Source organism: Mesorhizobium sp. M1428 (assembly GCF_040317515.1).
Taxonomy (GTDB): Bacteria; Pseudomonadota; Alphaproteobacteria; order Rhizobiales; family Rhizobiaceae; genus Mesorhizobium.
Genome location: NZ_JAMYKT010000016.1, coordinates 80,708 through 93,901 on the forward strand (window position 1 = coordinate 80,708; position 13,194 = coordinate 93,901).

15 protein-coding genes and 1 tRNA gene are annotated in these 13,194 nt (G+C 62.6%); 7 read left to right on the forward strand and 9 right to left on the reverse strand.

Annotated features, from left to right (window positions below):
- Positions 1-114 precede the first annotated feature (114 nt).
- Positions 115-1,332, forward strand: coding sequence for a tyrosine-type recombinase/integrase (locus tag NKG60_RS21930; protein WP_352566044.1), 1,218 nt, complete (start codon positions 115-117; stop codon positions 1,330-1,332).
- Positions 1,333-1,353: 21 nt separating this feature from the next.
- Here NKG60_RS21930 and NKG60_RS21935 read toward each other — a convergent pair.
- Positions 1,354-1,429: transfer RNA gene (locus NKG60_RS21935), tRNA-Ile, on the reverse strand.
- Positions 1,430-1,607: 178 nt separating this feature from the next.
- On the opposite strand from NKG60_RS21935, the gene NKG60_RS21940 reads away from it, so the two are divergent.
- The gene (locus NKG60_RS21940; protein ID WP_352671264.1) at positions 1,608-2,318 is read left to right on the forward strand and encodes an SIMPL domain-containing protein; all 711 of its coding nucleotides are present in this window, start codon (positions 1,608-1,610) and stop codon (positions 2,316-2,318) included.
- A 131-nt stretch (positions 2,319-2,449) separates the two neighbouring features.
- On the opposite strand, the gene NKG60_RS21945 is transcribed toward NKG60_RS21940, so the two are convergent.
- From NKG60_RS21945 to NKG60_RS21955, 3 genes are all read right to left on the reverse strand, one after another.
- Positions 2,450-2,809, reverse strand: a complete 360-nt coding sequence (locus NKG60_RS21945) for a hypothetical protein (RefSeq protein ID WP_023678277.1) — start codon at positions 2,807-2,809, stop codon at positions 2,450-2,452.
- Between the two features lie 224 nt (positions 2,810-3,033).
- A complete protein-coding gene (locus NKG60_RS21950) occupies positions 3,034-3,480 on the reverse strand; it encodes a YcgN family cysteine cluster protein (RefSeq protein ID WP_023678278.1) in 447 nt (148 codons plus the stop codon).
- 292 nt (positions 3,481-3,772) lie between these two features.
- Positions 3,773-4,708: a hypothetical protein gene (locus NKG60_RS21955; protein WP_352875455.1), complete on the reverse strand. Its 936-nt coding sequence runs from the start codon at positions 4,706-4,708 to the stop codon at positions 3,773-3,775.
- Here NKG60_RS21955 and NKG60_RS21960 point away from each other — a divergent pair.
- Both NKG60_RS21960 and NKG60_RS21965 read left to right on the forward strand, forming a co-directional pair.
- Positions 4,694-5,953 carry an OmpA family protein gene (locus NKG60_RS21960; RefSeq protein ID WP_352875454.1) on the forward strand — a complete coding sequence of 420 codons (1,260 nt, stop codon included), beginning with the start codon at positions 4,694-4,696 and terminating at the stop codon, positions 5,951-5,953. The two genes, NKG60_RS21955 and NKG60_RS21960, sit on opposite strands and share 15 nt — an antisense overlap.
- Positions 5,954-6,193: 240 nt before the next feature.
- The gene (locus tag NKG60_RS21965) at positions 6,194-6,709 is read left to right on the forward strand and encodes a TIGR00645 family protein (protein WP_352671271.1); all 516 of its coding nucleotides are present in this window, start codon (positions 6,194-6,196) and stop codon (positions 6,707-6,709) included.
- 55 nt (positions 6,710-6,764) lie between these two features.
- On the opposite strand, the gene NKG60_RS21970 is transcribed toward NKG60_RS21965, so the two are convergent.
- From NKG60_RS21970 to NKG60_RS21980, 3 genes are all read right to left on the reverse strand, one after another.
- Positions 6,765-7,631, reverse strand: coding sequence for an SDR family oxidoreductase (locus NKG60_RS21970; protein WP_352669678.1), 867 nt, complete (start codon positions 7,629-7,631; stop codon positions 6,765-6,767).
- Between the two features lie 116 nt (positions 7,632-7,747).
- A complete protein-coding gene (locus tag NKG60_RS21975; protein ID WP_352669677.1) occupies positions 7,748-8,383 on the reverse strand; it encodes a helix-turn-helix transcriptional regulator in 636 nt (211 codons plus the stop codon).
- A 7-nt stretch (positions 8,384-8,390) separates the two neighbouring features.
- A complete protein-coding gene (locus NKG60_RS21980) occupies positions 8,391-9,260 on the reverse strand; it encodes a S1C family serine protease (protein WP_292658775.1) in 870 nt (289 codons plus the stop codon).
- A gap of 169 nt (positions 9,261-9,429) precedes the next feature.
- Between NKG60_RS21980 and NKG60_RS21985 the strand changes: the two genes are divergently transcribed.
- Positions 9,430-10,380 carry a S1C family serine protease gene (locus NKG60_RS21985; protein WP_352669676.1) on the forward strand — a complete coding sequence of 317 codons (951 nt, stop codon included), beginning with the start codon at positions 9,430-9,432 and terminating at the stop codon, positions 10,378-10,380.
- Here the strand turns inward: NKG60_RS21985 and NKG60_RS21990 are convergent.
- The gene (locus tag NKG60_RS21990; RefSeq protein WP_352669675.1) at positions 10,377-10,802 is read right to left on the reverse strand and encodes a VOC family protein; all 426 of its coding nucleotides are present in this window, start codon (positions 10,800-10,802) and stop codon (positions 10,377-10,379) included. The genes NKG60_RS21985 and NKG60_RS21990 overlap by 4 nt on opposite strands.
- A gap of 66 nt (positions 10,803-10,868) precedes the next feature.
- Between NKG60_RS21990 and NKG60_RS21995 the strand changes: the two genes are divergently transcribed.
- A complete protein-coding gene (locus NKG60_RS21995) occupies positions 10,869-11,495 on the forward strand; it encodes a TetR/AcrR family transcriptional regulator (protein ID WP_352975544.1) in 627 nt (208 codons plus the stop codon).
- On the opposite strand, the gene NKG60_RS22000 is transcribed toward NKG60_RS21995, so the two are convergent.
- Complete coding sequence (locus NKG60_RS22000) at positions 11,428-12,384, reverse strand: LysR family transcriptional regulator (protein ID WP_352975546.1); 957 nt, start codon at positions 12,382-12,384, stop codon at positions 11,428-11,430. The two genes, NKG60_RS21995 and NKG60_RS22000, sit on opposite strands and share 68 nt — an antisense overlap.
- A 110-nt stretch (positions 12,385-12,494) precedes the next feature.
- On the opposite strand from NKG60_RS22000, the gene NKG60_RS22005 reads away from it, so the two are divergent.
- Positions 12,495-13,139, forward strand: coding sequence for an FMN-dependent NADH-azoreductase (locus NKG60_RS22005; RefSeq protein WP_352669673.1), 645 nt, complete (start codon positions 12,495-12,497; stop codon positions 13,137-13,139).
- The last annotated feature ends 55 nt before the right edge of the window (positions 13,140-13,194 follow it).

The window sequence follows — 13,194 nt, forward strand, 5'->3', positions numbered from 1 at the left end:
GGCCTTTCGAAAGCTCCCTCACCGCCAAATCGGAGGAGCACCAAAGCTTGACGAAGATTCGCCGCCACTAGACAATCCTTGGGATCGAAAACCACGAACATGACGGATGAGCCCGTGAAAATCGATCTTAAGGGCGTAGTGAAGGACACTGATCGCCACGGCAATGATCGGTACTATTTTCGCGCACCGGGTCGGAAGAAGGTCCGGCTCCGTGAACCGACCGGCAGCGACGAGTTCCTCGAGGAACTGCGCTGCGCACGCGCCGAGGTCTCTTATGTTCGGCCCGGCACTCTTCCCGAGATTTGCCGGCGCCTCCCCAAGCCTTCCGAGCCAGCGAAGAAAGGCACGTTACTGTGGCTTTGCCAGGAGTATTACCGTCGGGGCGGCACGGAAATCACCCAAGACACTATGGCGCGCCGACGAGCAATTCTGGAGCGCGTATGCGAATTACCTCATCCCCTCGAAGGTGACCCGGATCCTCAGTATCCCACCAAGGGATCTCTGCCATTCGCCGGTATGAAACGGTCTCATGTTAAGGAGATCAGGGACACCAGGCTCGACGCCCTGGGCGCGGCAAACAATATCGTAAAAGCCATCAGCGCGATGTTTGAGTGGGCAAAGGACACAGAGATTCCGGGCGTCGACTCCAATCCCGCCCGCGGCATCAGACGGCTAAAGAGCGGCGACGGCTGGCACCCATGGGACGTGTCGGAGATCGTTCAATATGAGAAGCGGCATCCGCTGGGTACCGCAGCCAGACGTGCGCTCTCGATCTTCATGTTTACTGGCCTGCGGTTGTCCGACGTCGCGATCTTCGGTCGACAGCACATCACGCTCGTCTACAACGAGGAGACCGAGCAGTGGGAGAAGTGGATCAGAATTAAGCCTGGGAAGACCAGTCGTAACAAGGATGCGGTGTTGGTGGAGCTCCCGCTTCTGCCCGAACTAGAGGCGGAACTTGAGCACACGCCCTCCGACCAGATGACCTTCCTGGTCAATGAGTATGGTCGCCCGTTCTCGGAGAACGGTCTGGGCAACAAGATGCGCCAGTGGTGTGATCAAGCTGAGCTGCCGCACTGCAGTGCTCATGGAATTCGGAAGGCCGGCGCGACGATCGCCGCTGAGAACGGCGCGACGCACGAGCAGCTGAAGGCGATATATGGGTGGACTACGTACCAGCAGCCCGACCACTACATCAAGAAAGCGCGTCGCCGGAAGGTAGCGAGAGCGGCGAAATACCTGCTGGTTATCGATCGAAAAGAGAACAAAATTGTCCCACTTTCTGAGGGGGTTGAAAGAGGTGGGACAAAAATGGCCAAAAAATCCAATTAAATCAACGGCCACAAAATCCAATGGTGGGCCCGGAGGGACTCGAACCCCCAACCAAGCGGTTATGAGCCGCCGGCTCTAACCATTGAGCTACAGGCCCCACGGCGCTGGATTAGTGTTTTTCCCTGAACCGCACAAGGCTTTCCCTGGGGCTTTCCGAGCAGACGTTCCAGGGGCTGGCAGAGATCGCCCAAATCAGCCCATATTGATAACCTATTGCACGTCGCCCACCGGACGCCCCACTCGGCTGTCTTGGGATCGCAGATCGAGGAGATTTCATGACCAGACGTATTTTGCCCCTGGCGATTGCCGCCGCAATCGCATTTCCAGCGATCGCGGCCGGCGCCGATTCGCCACCGCCACCGCGTATCGTCGTCACCGGTGAAGGCGAGGCGGCGATAGCACCCGATCTGGCTCTGCTGACGCTCAGCGTCATGCGCGAAGCCAAAACGGCACGTGCGGCGCTCGATGCCAATAATGACGCCATGGCCGCGGTGATCGCTGCGATGAAATCGTCCGGCATCAAGGAGCGCGACCTGCAGACCGCGGGCCTCCAGATCAACCCGCGGTATAACTACACCAACAAGCCCGACGGCAGCCAGGAGGCCGAGCTTGTCGCCTATCAGGTGACCAACACGCTGTCGGTGCGCATCCGCGACATCGACAAGACCGGCGACATTCTCGACAAGGCGGTGTCGCTCGGCGTCAACCAGGGCGGCGGCATTTCCTTCTCCAACGACGATCCGGTGGCAGCCGTCACCGAGGCCCGCAAGAAGGCCGTCGCCAATGCGATGGCCAAGGCCAAGACGCTGGCCGAAGCGGCGGGCGTCGGCATCGGCCGGGTCCTGGAAATCACCGACCAGAATTTCGCACCGCCACCGATGCCGATCAACGCCAAGGCATTCGATGCCGCTGGCGCGTCGGTCCCGGTGCAAGCCGGCGAAAATTCCTACACCGCGCAGGTGACGGTGACTTTCGAACTGAAGTAGTCGTCGATCGCATGAAAAACCCCGGAGGATCGATCCTCCGGGGTTTTCGAGCCGCGCCCTTCCGTTCTGGCGGAAAGGGACTCCGCTACTCTACCGGCTGAAAGATCGCCGGCCGCAAAGCTCCGACGGGCTTAGCGATAGATGATCGGACAGCCGCGCTCGTTGGCGAATACGATCACGACGCGATCGCCATACTGGCGGCCGGCAACCTTGACCGTGCGGCGGTTGATGTCGATGATGCGGGCGCGGTGCAGGCCCATGCGTTCGGCCTTGTCGATGGCACGCTCCGGCGAACAGGACCGGCGCCAGCCGCCATGACGGCGGTGTTCGCGATAGTAACCATCATCCTCGTCGCCGGTATAGACGCCGACGCGCGGATCCTGGTTGTTGCCGAAGCCGAGATAGATGCTGTCAGCATGAGCGGGGATGGCAGCAAGCGTGCCAAGGCCGACAAGAGCCGAAAGAGCCGCAGTCTTGATGGTGTTGAACATTGTCTTCTCTCCTTGTTGAGGGTTTCCACCCGTTTTCGTCGAACCGATGGGAGGAGAATGCACCTGCCTGTCTGAATTTTTTGCGAACCGGCTATTCATCCCCCGTTCATGCGGCAAGAATTGGCCAGCCGTTTAGTCTCTGCGTTTCTGGAACCGTTCTATGCAGGGCAAATGGGGAACGTACCGTTTGCCATGGTCCCCGGTCTTCGTTACCGGAGGAAATCCTAAGGCTCGTCCGCGAGCATATGGTCGAAATAGTCGTCCGGCTCGGCAAGGTCGGTCTCGCTGGCGCTGACCCGGCCGCGCATCGAGATGCCGGCCTCGTGCACGGTCTCGTCGCTTCCCGACACCAGCCTGTGCCACCAATAGAGATCGCGACCCTCGGCAACCAGCCGGTAAGCGCAGGTCTTGGGCAGCCAGCTGATGGTGCGCACATTCTGCGGCGTCAGCCCGACGCAATCCGGAACACGCGCCAGCCGGTTGGCATAGTCGGAGCAGCGGCAGCTTCCAGCGTCGAACAGCCGGCAGCCGACGCTGGTCCAATATATCTCTCCGGTGTCCTCGTCTTCGAGTTTGGACAGGCAGCATTTGCCGCAGCCGTCGCAGAGTGATTCCCACTCGGCCGGGGTCATCGCCTCGAGCGTCTTGGTTTTCCAGAACGGCTTTTCCATCGTCGGCATGTGGCCCTCGGACGCTTCAAGGTCAAGCACTGTAACCGTGCACCCTGGTCCGAACGATACGCCGGGACCATACGCCGGAATATATGCCAGGACCATACGAATGACATGAAGTCGCCTTCAAAACGCCGGTCAATCGCCCTGTGCCACAGCTAGAACCTACAAACAGGAACCAAACATGGTTGCTGAAAGTTTGGGCAGGGATGGGACGCCACAAGGAGTGTTTATGATGAAACCACGGATTCTGGCAGGCACTGCGCTTGGCCTGTTGATGGCGTCCGCGCCGTTAGGCGCGTTCCCGCTGCAAGGCAATGCCGCATTCAGCCCCGTGCAACGCACCGCAGCGCCGCTCATCCCAGTGCAATCGAATTGCGCCGAGGGCGAGTCGGCGGAGGCCTGCGCGCAAAGCCAGCAGGCAGAGCAGCCCAAAAAGAAGAAGCGCGACCAGCAGCAGCAAACGGAATCCGCTCCGGCCGAGCAGGCGGCTCCAGCCGAGTCCGAGCAGCCCCGCAAGAAGCGGCGCAATCAGCAGCAGCAAACAGAATCCGCTCCCACCGAGCAGATCGCTCCGGCCGAGACCGAGCAACCCCGCAAGAAGCGGCGCAATCAGCAGCAGCAAACAGAATCCGCTCCGGCCGAGCAGATCGCTCCGGCCGAGACCGAGCAGCCCCGCAAGAAGCGGCGCAACCAACAGCAGCAAACGGAATCTGCTCCCACCGAGCAGATCGCTCCGGCCGAGACCGAGCAACCCCGCAAGAAGCGGCGCAATCAGCAGCAGCAAACGGAATCTCCCACCGAGCAGATCGCTCCGGCCGAGACCGAACAGCCCCGCAAGAAGCGGCGCAATCAGCAGCAGATCGAAGCAGCCCCATCGGAACAACCGGCCGAGCAGGCAGCGCCGGCAAACGACAACCAGCCCAACGTCAATCCGCGCAAGAAGAAGCAAAGACAGAACCAGCAGATCGAGGCCGCCCCGGCAGAACAGGCTCCGACTGTCGAGCCGGGACAAAAGCCGGGCAAGCGCAAGAAGCCTGCTGAATTGACCGGACCCGCCACGGAGCCGGAAGGCCAGCCGGCGCCGACCAATAAGGAAGCGACCCCACAGGCCCAACCGGCTCCGACCGAGCAGCAGGCCGCTCCCGTCCAGGGCGAACAGCCCCAGGACAAGATCAAGAAACGTGGCAAGAGGCCTGTCGGCGAACAGCCGGTGACAGGAGAGCAACAGCCCTCAACCGGCGAACAGCCTTCGACTGGCCAGGCGGCGCCGGTCCAGGGTGAAAATCCGGTCCAGGGTGAAGCCCAGGCCAATCCGAACGAGGCACCTGTTCTGGACAGCCAGAAGGATGTCTTGCGCAAGCGCAAGGGTGGCAAAGAGCGCGGCCAAAATGCCGGTAAGCAGCAGGGCAACCAGCCCGCCCAGCAGGGCGAGAACCAGGTGGAAGCCCCGAAGCCGGCTCCGGTCGAGGAGGGACCGCCACCTACCGACGACAAGGCGGCCCAGCAGGCGATCAAGCCTGAAAAGATCGTTCCGGTGACGGAGGAAAAGGGCAAGCGTGTCGAGCGTGCGCCCGACATCGAGGATGTTCGCCGCCGTCCGCGTCCCCAGGGTGCCAACGTCGTCAGGGAATTCGGCGACCGCGTCATCCTCCAGTTCAACAACCAGACGTTCGTCGAAAGCAGCGATGCCCCGCGCATGCATCGTGGCGCCAGGAATGTCTATTATGAGGACCTGTCGGGCGATCGCACCCGGGAAATCGTCGAGCGTGACAATGGTGTCCGGATCGTCACTATCCGCAACCGCTACGGCGACGTCATCCAGCGTTCACGCATCGCGCCCGACGGCCGCGAATATGTGCTGAGCTATGTTGACGAGCGGAACTATGACTATGATGCAGACTGGCGCGACCCGGGCGACGACCTGCCGCCGATGCGCCTTACCATCCCGCAGGAGGAATACATTCTGGATTCCGAGGAGGTCGAGGATCCGGACGACTACTACACCTTCCTCGAACGTCCGCCGGTCGAGAGGGTCCAGCGCCTCTATTCGATCGACGAGGTCAAACGCTCGGCCCGCGTGCGCGACATCGCCCGCCGCATCGACCTCGACACGCTCAACTTCGAATTCGGTTCGGCCTCGATTTCCGACACCGAAGTCCAGAAGCTGGAGGGTGTTGCCAACGCCATGGACAAGCTGCTGAAGAAAAACCCGGCCGAGAGCTTCCTGATCGAGGGCCATACCGACGCTGTCGGCACACCGGAAGCGAACCTTGCTCTGTCCGACCGCCGCGCCGAGGCGGTCGCCGAAGCCTTGACCAACGCGTTTGGCATCCCGCCGGAGAACCTGACGACGCAGGGCTATGGCGAGGAGTATCTCAAGGTCAACACGTCGGGACCCAACCGCGAGAACCGCCGCGTCGCCATCCGCCGGATTACCCCGCTGGTGGCGCCGGTGGCCAGCGCCCAATAAACCGGAATGTGAAACCGCGCGATTTGATCAACTATTGAATCGCGCGGTCATCAATCTTGAAACGCGCGGTTACCCATCCCAGATTCTGGCAAGGGCGTTCCCTGCCCTGTCCCGACTCCCGCGGGACACACGAGCCCCGCCGGTTCCCCTCCCCGGCGGGGTTTCGTTTTTTTGCAACCTTGCAAACCGCCGCAGCCTGCCCGAAATACGGCACTCCGACAACGGAGCCCGAACCGCCGCATGAAGCGCCTCGAACTCGCCATCGAATCGATCATTCTCGCCTCGCGCTGGCTGCTGGTCGCCTTCTATCTCGGACTGGGCGCGGCGCTTGCCATCTATGCCGTGTCCTTCGGCAAGAAGCTGTTCGAGTTCGTTCCCGTGGCCTTCACGCTCGATGACACCGACATCATCCTGAAAATGCTCGGCCTCATCGATGCCGCGCTGGTCGCCTCACTGGTGGTGATGGTGATCATCTCGGGTTACGAAAACTTCGTCAGCCGCTTCGATGAAAATGACGGCAAGGTGCATTGGCTGGGCACGATCGATGTCGGCTCGCTGAAGGTCAAGGTCGCCTCGACAATCGTAGCGATCTCCTCGATCCACCTCTTGCAGGTGTTCCTGAACTCGGTCTCCTACACGACCGACCAGCTGATGTGGCTGACCGTCATTCATCTGGCCTTCGTTCTCTCGGCACTGATGCTTGCCTATATCGACCGGCTGATGGGTCTTGGCAAAGCCAAGAAAGCCGAGGAATAAGCACGCGTCTGTGCCGGTCTTTTTGAGAGATACTTCTGTAGCTAGATACTTTCGGTCAGTAGATACCTTTGATTTTGGTATCTGTCCGGCCGAACACCTCGTCCGGCACAAAAAAGTCGCCGGCGAGCGGGCCAGTCGCGCCCGGCGCATAGGCCGAGAAATCGCTGACGCCCTCCGCACGCAGCACTTCTTCGTCGATGTAGAAATTGCCGGTTGCCTCGCGCGAGGGCCTGACCAGGATAGCGTGTGCGGCATCGGCCATGATGTCGGGCGAACGGCTCATCGCCGCCACCGTCGCTCCGCCCAGGAGGTTGCGCACCGCCGCCGTGTCGATGGTTGAGATCGGCCATAGCGAATTGACCGCGATGCCTTCCCTGGCGAACTCGGCGCTCATGCCCAGCGTGCACATCGACATGCCGAACTTCGCCATCGTGTAGGCGACATGGTTCTTGAACCACTTGGCCTTCATGTCGAGCGGCGGCGCCAGATTCAGGATGTGAGGATTTTCCGCCAACCTCAAGTGCGGAATGCACATTTTGGAGACGAGAAAAGTGCCGCGCGTATTGATCTGGTGCATCAGATCGTAGCGCTTCATATCAGTCTCCAGCGTGCCGGCGAGTTGGATGGCACTGGCGTTGTTGATGCAGATGTCGATGCCGCCGAACCTCTCCACGGTCTTGGCGACGGCTTCGGCGACCTGTGCTTCATCCCGAATGTCGCACAGCACCGGCAGCGCCTTGCCGCCGGCCTGCTCGATCTCCTGCGCCGCCGTGTAGATCGTCCCGGGCAGCTTCGGATGTGGCTCGGCGGTCTTGGCCGCGATCGTCACATTGGCGCCGTCGCGCGCGGCGCGCAACGCAATCGCCAGGCCGATGCCGCGCGACCCGCCGGAGATGAAAAGCGTCTTTCCCTTGAGCGACATCCTTGCGCCTCCCTGCAACATCAAAAAGAGACGATCCTTGCGCGGCCGAGAAGCGCCGCGCAAGGCCAAACCCACCGGATGCGGGTTACGCTGCGTCGGCCTTGAGGCAATCAGAGCTAGACCAGCACCAGACCCTGCCGCATGGCGATGGCAATCGCATCGGTGCGGTTGGCGGCACCGAGCTTCGTCAGGATCGCCGCGACGTGGAACTTCGCCGTGTGCACGGAGATGTTCAGCCGCCGCGCGATGACCTTGTTGGGCGCGCCTTCGGCCAGCAGCGCCAGCACCTCGCCTTCGCGCGGCGAAAGCATCGGCCGGACGATCTGCTCGTCGGCCGGTTCCTCCTCGAACCGGCCGCTGTCGTGGAAGGTCAAATCGTGATGCCGATCGGATAGAGCATGGCTGTCACGCGAAATCCGGTAGCCCGCAGCCGCCAGCCGCGCGGCGGCGGCGATCAGCAATTCGTCCGCTTGCACGGGCAGCACGGCAAACACTGTATCGGCCGGCCGTTCGCGGGCCGCTCGCGACGATAGCAACACGCGAGGCATCGCCGCGTCGACGAGCCCGCCTTGCGCCCCATGATCATCGACGATGGCGACATCCGCCGCGTCACGCCCGTCGGCTTCGCCCGCCAGAACCGGCCGCAGATCATCGGTCGCGGCGAGAACGGCGGACAGACTTCGCGCGCGCTCGGCGTCACCGAGCGCGATCAGCACCGTCAGCCGTCTGCCAGCGACCTCACCGCTTACCATCTATCCCTCAGCTCAGTGGCTTTTCACCGATGGTCAGGGAAACCTCACGGTTCTCGCCGCCGCGCACCACGCCGAGTGTCACCAAGGCACCGGCGCTGTCCGGCCCGAGCTTGCGGATCAGCTCGCGCGGGCCATGCACCGTCTCTGCGTTCCACGATACGATGATGTCGCCGAGGCTGAGACCGGCTGCTTTCGCCGGCCCGTTATCGTCCAGGCTCATCACCATGGCGCCCTGTGTATCACCATTGCGGACCGGATGCAGGCCGGCGCCAAGATAGCCGCGCGCCACATGACCCTTCTCGCGCAGCGTCGTGACTGCCCGTTCGATCGTTTCGTAAGGCATGACCAGCGCCCGCCGGCGCGGCCCGAACAGCAGCATGCCGATCAGTCCGCCCTTGGCGTCGAGCACAGGGCCGCCCTCGAAACGGCCGCCGGCATTGACGGCAAGGTTGATGCGCCGGTCGATCGTGCCGCCGCGCATTGAACGCCAGGCCGGGCCGACCTCGCCGACCGTGCCGAAGGTAGCGAGCGAGGTGCCGTCGCTATTGCCCGCCACGACCGCCAGGTTGCCCGGCCGCACCGCATCCGCCTTTACCAGCGACGGCACGCTCGGCGCGCCGGCCGGCTTCAAAACGGCCGTTCCGGTGGACGGGTCGCGGCCGACCAGTTCGGACTTGACGGCTTCGCCCGAAGAAAACGTCAGCTCGATCTCCTCGCCGGCCTCGACCGCCTCCTCGGCAGTGACGAAATAGCCGTCCCGCCAGTGGAAAGCAGTTGACGTCCGGTGATGCGTCGCGAAGCTGGCCGTCGCTGGGGCCGCGGCTGCCGCGATGTCGGCAATGGCGTCGGAAAACGTGCTCAGATTGAAATCGCTCATGATTTATCTCCTGGGTTCTTCGTGACCCAGATATCGCCCGGCAGGGCGTTGGCGGATACTCGCCTGACGGCTAGTTGGGCGTTTGACTGGCCATCTGGTCAGGTCGCGGCCGGTCTGGCCGCTCCGCACATATAGGCATTGTTCATCTTGTTCAAAACGGAGCCCTCAGATGGCCCTGCCCGCCCAGCAATTGCAATATGACGATGGCCTTCTCGACGCCTATTCGGCGACGGTCGCCGACGCCGTCGACCGTATCGGGCCCGCCGTCTGCCGCATCGAGCGCGTCGGTGGCCCGGGCGGCCATGGCTCAGGCTTCGTCATCGCGCCGGACGGGCTGGTCGTCACCAACTTCCACGTCGTCGGCGATGCGCGCAGCGTGCGCGTATCAATGCCGGACGGCGCCTCCAGGGAAGGCCGCGTGCTCGGCCGCGATCCCGACACCGACATTGCGCTGGTGCGCGCCGACGGCAACTTTGCCGACGTTGCGCCGCTTGGCGATTCCAAGCGGTTGAGGCGCGGCCAGATTGCAATTGCCATCGGCAACCCGCTCGGCTTCGAATGGACCGTCACCACCGGCGTTGTCTCAGCGCTCGGCCGCTCGATGCGTGCCGCCACCGGCCGGCTGATCGACGACGTCATTCAGACCGACGCCGCGCTCAACCCCGGCAATTCCGGCGGACCGCTGGTGTCTTCGGCCGGCGAGGTGATCGGCGTTAACACCGCGATGATCCACGGTGCGCAAGGCATCGCCTTCGCGGTTGCCTCCAACACGGCCAATTTCGTCATCTCGGAAATCATCCGCTTCGGCCGCGTGCGCCGTGCCTTCATCGGCGTTTCCGCCGATACCACCAACCTGCCGCGCCGCGCAGCCCTTTTGTCGCAAGTATCGAGCAGCACGGCGGTGCGCCTGCGCAGTGTCGAGAAGAACAGCCCGGCGGACAAAGCCGGCCTCAGGGAAGGCGATATTATTGCCGCCATCGACGGCCGCCCGGTCACCGGCGTCGACGATCTGGTGCGCATGCTCGACGCCGAGCGCATCGGCCGCGAGACACTATGCACGGTGGTGCGCCGCTCCGGCATTACTCAGGTCACGGTAATGCCGTTGGCGCGGGCAAGTTAGCCCGCCGCAGCACCCTGCGCATATTGCGCCAGGAATTCTGGGCTAGGCGGGATCGGCCTGATCACGTCGATCAGCACGCCGTTGGGATCCCTGGTGATGAAATGACGCTGGCCGAAGGGTTCGTCGCGCAGCGTTCGCAGGATCGGCAGGCCGGCGGCGATGATCCGCTCATAGACGGCATCCGGATCCCTGACCTCGAAGTTGATCAGCAGGCCAGATGTGCGGCCCCGCCCTTCCTCCGGGATCGTCTCATGATCGCCCCGGACGATGCCGAGGTTGACGCGGCGGTCTTCGGCTGAGCGCAGATGTACGTACCAGTCGGCCTCAAACAGCGGCTTGAAGCCGAAATGCGCAACATAAAAGGCTGCCGTGCCGGCAACGTCGCTCGTCATCAGCACCGGATAATAGCTCGTCGTCCTCATCTTTCCTTCTCCCGGCGAATAACATACAGTCTGCATGTAAATGGCATTAACATACAGGCTGAATGTATGCAACAGGGATCTGCTCGTCGCTCCAACCGTGATCGCACCGCGGCGACGCGCGCCGAGCTCATCGCCGCGGCTCGCAAACTGTTCACCGACAAATCCTATGCCGAGACCGGCACACCAGAGATCGTCGCCGCTGCCGGCGTCACGCGCGGCGCGCTCTATCATCACTTTGCCGACAAGCAGGCATTGTTTGCCGCTGTGGTCGAACAGGAGGCGCAAGCCGTCTCGGAAGAGATCGAACGCGCGTCGCCGCCTTCGCTATTTGCCCGCGATGCGCTGATTGCCGGCTCGGATGCCTATCTTGCCGCCATGCGTGCCCCTGGCCGCACGCGGCTCTTGCTGCTTGATGGCCCGGCCGTGCTCGGCCGCGCCGCCATGGATGTGATTGACAACCGCCATGGCAATCGTTCGCTGCGCGAGGGCCTTGTTGCCGCGATGCGCTCGCATTCCATGACGAGACTGCCTGTAGAAGCACTGACCGCTTTGCTCGCCGCCGCCTTCGACCGCGCAGCACTCGCCATTGAAGCTGGAGCATCGATCGAGGACTATCGCGCCGTTCTCATGGCGCTGATCGACGGCCTGTCTCCGGCTCCTCCGCAGGCATCTCACCCGGCTCGAACTCGTTGAAGCAGCCGAGCTGGCGCTTGAACTGGTCGATCAGCCAGGCGGCCGCCGGTTTCGGGCTACGATCGGGGCGGTGCATGGCATAGAGCGGCGAGCGGACTTCGCTGTAAGGCTCGAGATCGAGTTCGACAAGCCGGCCGTTCGCCAGATCATCGGCAATCAGCCATCGCGGCAGCCCGCCCCAGCCCAGCCCCTCGCGCATCAGCACGTGCTTGGTGCGCACATCCGTCAGCCGCCAGGTGCGGTAGGCGAAGACGCCATAGTCACGCCCGCGCGTACGCTCGGACTGATCCGAGACGACCAGTTGGATATGTTCGCGGACATCCTCTAGTGCCACTGGTCCCGGCAGCAGCGCGAGCGGGTGATCAGGCGCTGCGGCTGGCACCAGGGAGATGAAGCCGATGCGAAGCAGATTCACGTCCGTCTCACCCAGAAGCCCCCCGATGCCGAGATCGGCCTGTCCGCCGACAACATGATCGAGGATCAGGCCAAGCGAGCCGATATGCAGACGCAGCGCCACTGCCGGGAACTGCGCCTCGAATGCCTTTAGCACCCGAACCAGCACCGGCGACGGTAGCGTCACATCGACCGACAGCGTAACTTCCGCCTCCAATCCCTGCCGGTATCCGTCGACACGCGAGCGGATGCGTTGCAGCACGCCGACCATGCGTCGCGCATCTTCCAACGTCGCCTTGCCGACATCGGTCAGTTGCGGTTCACGCGTGCCCTCGCGCTCGAACAGCTTCAGCCCGAGCTGCGCTTCGAGGTTGGCGATGGCGTAGCTGATCACCGATTGCGCGCGGTTCAATTTGCGCCCGGCGGCCGAGAAGCTGCCGGTCTCGGCCACCGCAACCAGGATCTGCAGTTGGTCAAGCGTCGGGTTCGGTTGCATCGTTCAATCCACAATTTAGATGGATAATATACAAAATATACCAGTTTTTCAAATGGGTCTGCGCACACATATTTGCCGGGAGATTTTGATCCAACCCTGGAGACCCCATTATGTCTATCCTTCTTGTCACATCGAGCCCGCGCGGCGCTGCCTCACACTCGACCCGTATTGCTACTGAATTCGCTGAAAAGCTTGTTGCCGCCGATCCGTCGAACACGCTTGTCGTGCGCGACCTCGTCGCCAATCCGTTGCCGCACATCGATGCCGATTATGCGACCGGCATCTACACGCCGGCCGAAGCGCGCACCTCGCGCCAGGCTGAAGTCGTTGGCGTTTCCGATGTCGTGCTGGATGAACTGTTCGCCGCCGATACGGTGATTCTCGCCACCGGCTTCATCAACTTCAACATCTCCTCGACGCTGAAGTCCTGGGTCGATCACATTGCCCGTTCCGGCAGGAGCTTTGCCTATGGCGAGAACGGCCCTAAGGGCCTCGTCACCGGCAAAAAGGTCTATGTCGTGCTGGCTTCGGGCGGCATCTATTCCGAAGGTGCGGCCGTGCAGTTCGATCACGCCATTCCCTACCTGCGCAGCGTGCTCGGCTTCCTCGGCATGACCGATGTCGAGGTCATCCGCATTGAAGGAGTCGGGATGGGCGCCGATGCGGTGGGAGCAGCGCTGGCCAAGGCCTCGGCCAAGGTCGACGCCATTGTGGCCGCGACCGGTAATGCCGAGCGTGTCGCCATCGCGGCGTAAAGCGTCAGCAGCGTCTGAATTGTACAAGGGCAGGCGCCCGGCGCCTGTCCTTGTT

Excerpts from the sequence above, each read along its gene's own strand:
- NKG60_RS21940 (WP_352671264.1), top strand. The coding sequence starts at position 1,608 with ATGACCAGACGTATTTTGCCCCTGGCGATTGCCGCCGCAATCGCATTT.
- NKG60_RS21945 (WP_023678277.1), bottom strand. The coding sequence starts at position 2,809 with ATGTTCAACACCATCAAGACTGCGGCTCTTTCGGCTCTTGTCGGCCTT.
- NKG60_RS21950 (WP_023678278.1), bottom strand. The coding sequence starts at position 3,480 with ATGGAAAAGCCGTTCTGGAAAACCAAGACGCTCGAGGCGATGACCCCG.
- NKG60_RS21965 (WP_352671271.1), top strand. The coding sequence starts at position 6,194 with ATGAAGCGCCTCGAACTCGCCATCGAATCGATCATTCTCGCCTCGCGC.
- NKG60_RS21970 (WP_352669678.1), bottom strand. The coding sequence starts at position 7,631 with ATGTCGCTCAAGGGAAAGACGCTTTTCATCTCCGGCGGGTCGCGCGGC.
- NKG60_RS21975 (WP_352669677.1), bottom strand. The coding sequence starts at position 8,383 with ATGGTAAGCGGTGAGGTCGCTGGCAGACGGCTGACGGTGCTGATCGCG.
- NKG60_RS21980 (WP_292658775.1), bottom strand. The coding sequence starts at position 9,260 with ATGAGCGATTTCAATCTGAGCACGTTTTCCGACGCCATTGCCGACATC.
- NKG60_RS21985 (WP_352669676.1), top strand. The coding sequence starts at position 9,430 with ATGGCCCTGCCCGCCCAGCAATTGCAATATGACGATGGCCTTCTCGAC.
- NKG60_RS21990 (WP_352669675.1), bottom strand. The coding sequence starts at position 10,802 with ATGAGGACGACGAGCTATTATCCGGTGCTGATGACGAGCGACGTTGCC.
- NKG60_RS21995 (WP_352975544.1), top strand. The coding sequence starts at position 10,869 with ATGCAACAGGGATCTGCTCGTCGCTCCAACCGTGATCGCACCGCGGCG.
- NKG60_RS22000 (WP_352975546.1), bottom strand. The coding sequence starts at position 12,384 with ATGCAACCGAACCCGACGCTTGACCAACTGCAGATCCTGGTTGCGGTG.
- NKG60_RS22005 (WP_352669673.1), top strand. The coding sequence starts at position 12,495 with ATGTCTATCCTTCTTGTCACATCGAGCCCGCGCGGCGCTGCCTCACAC.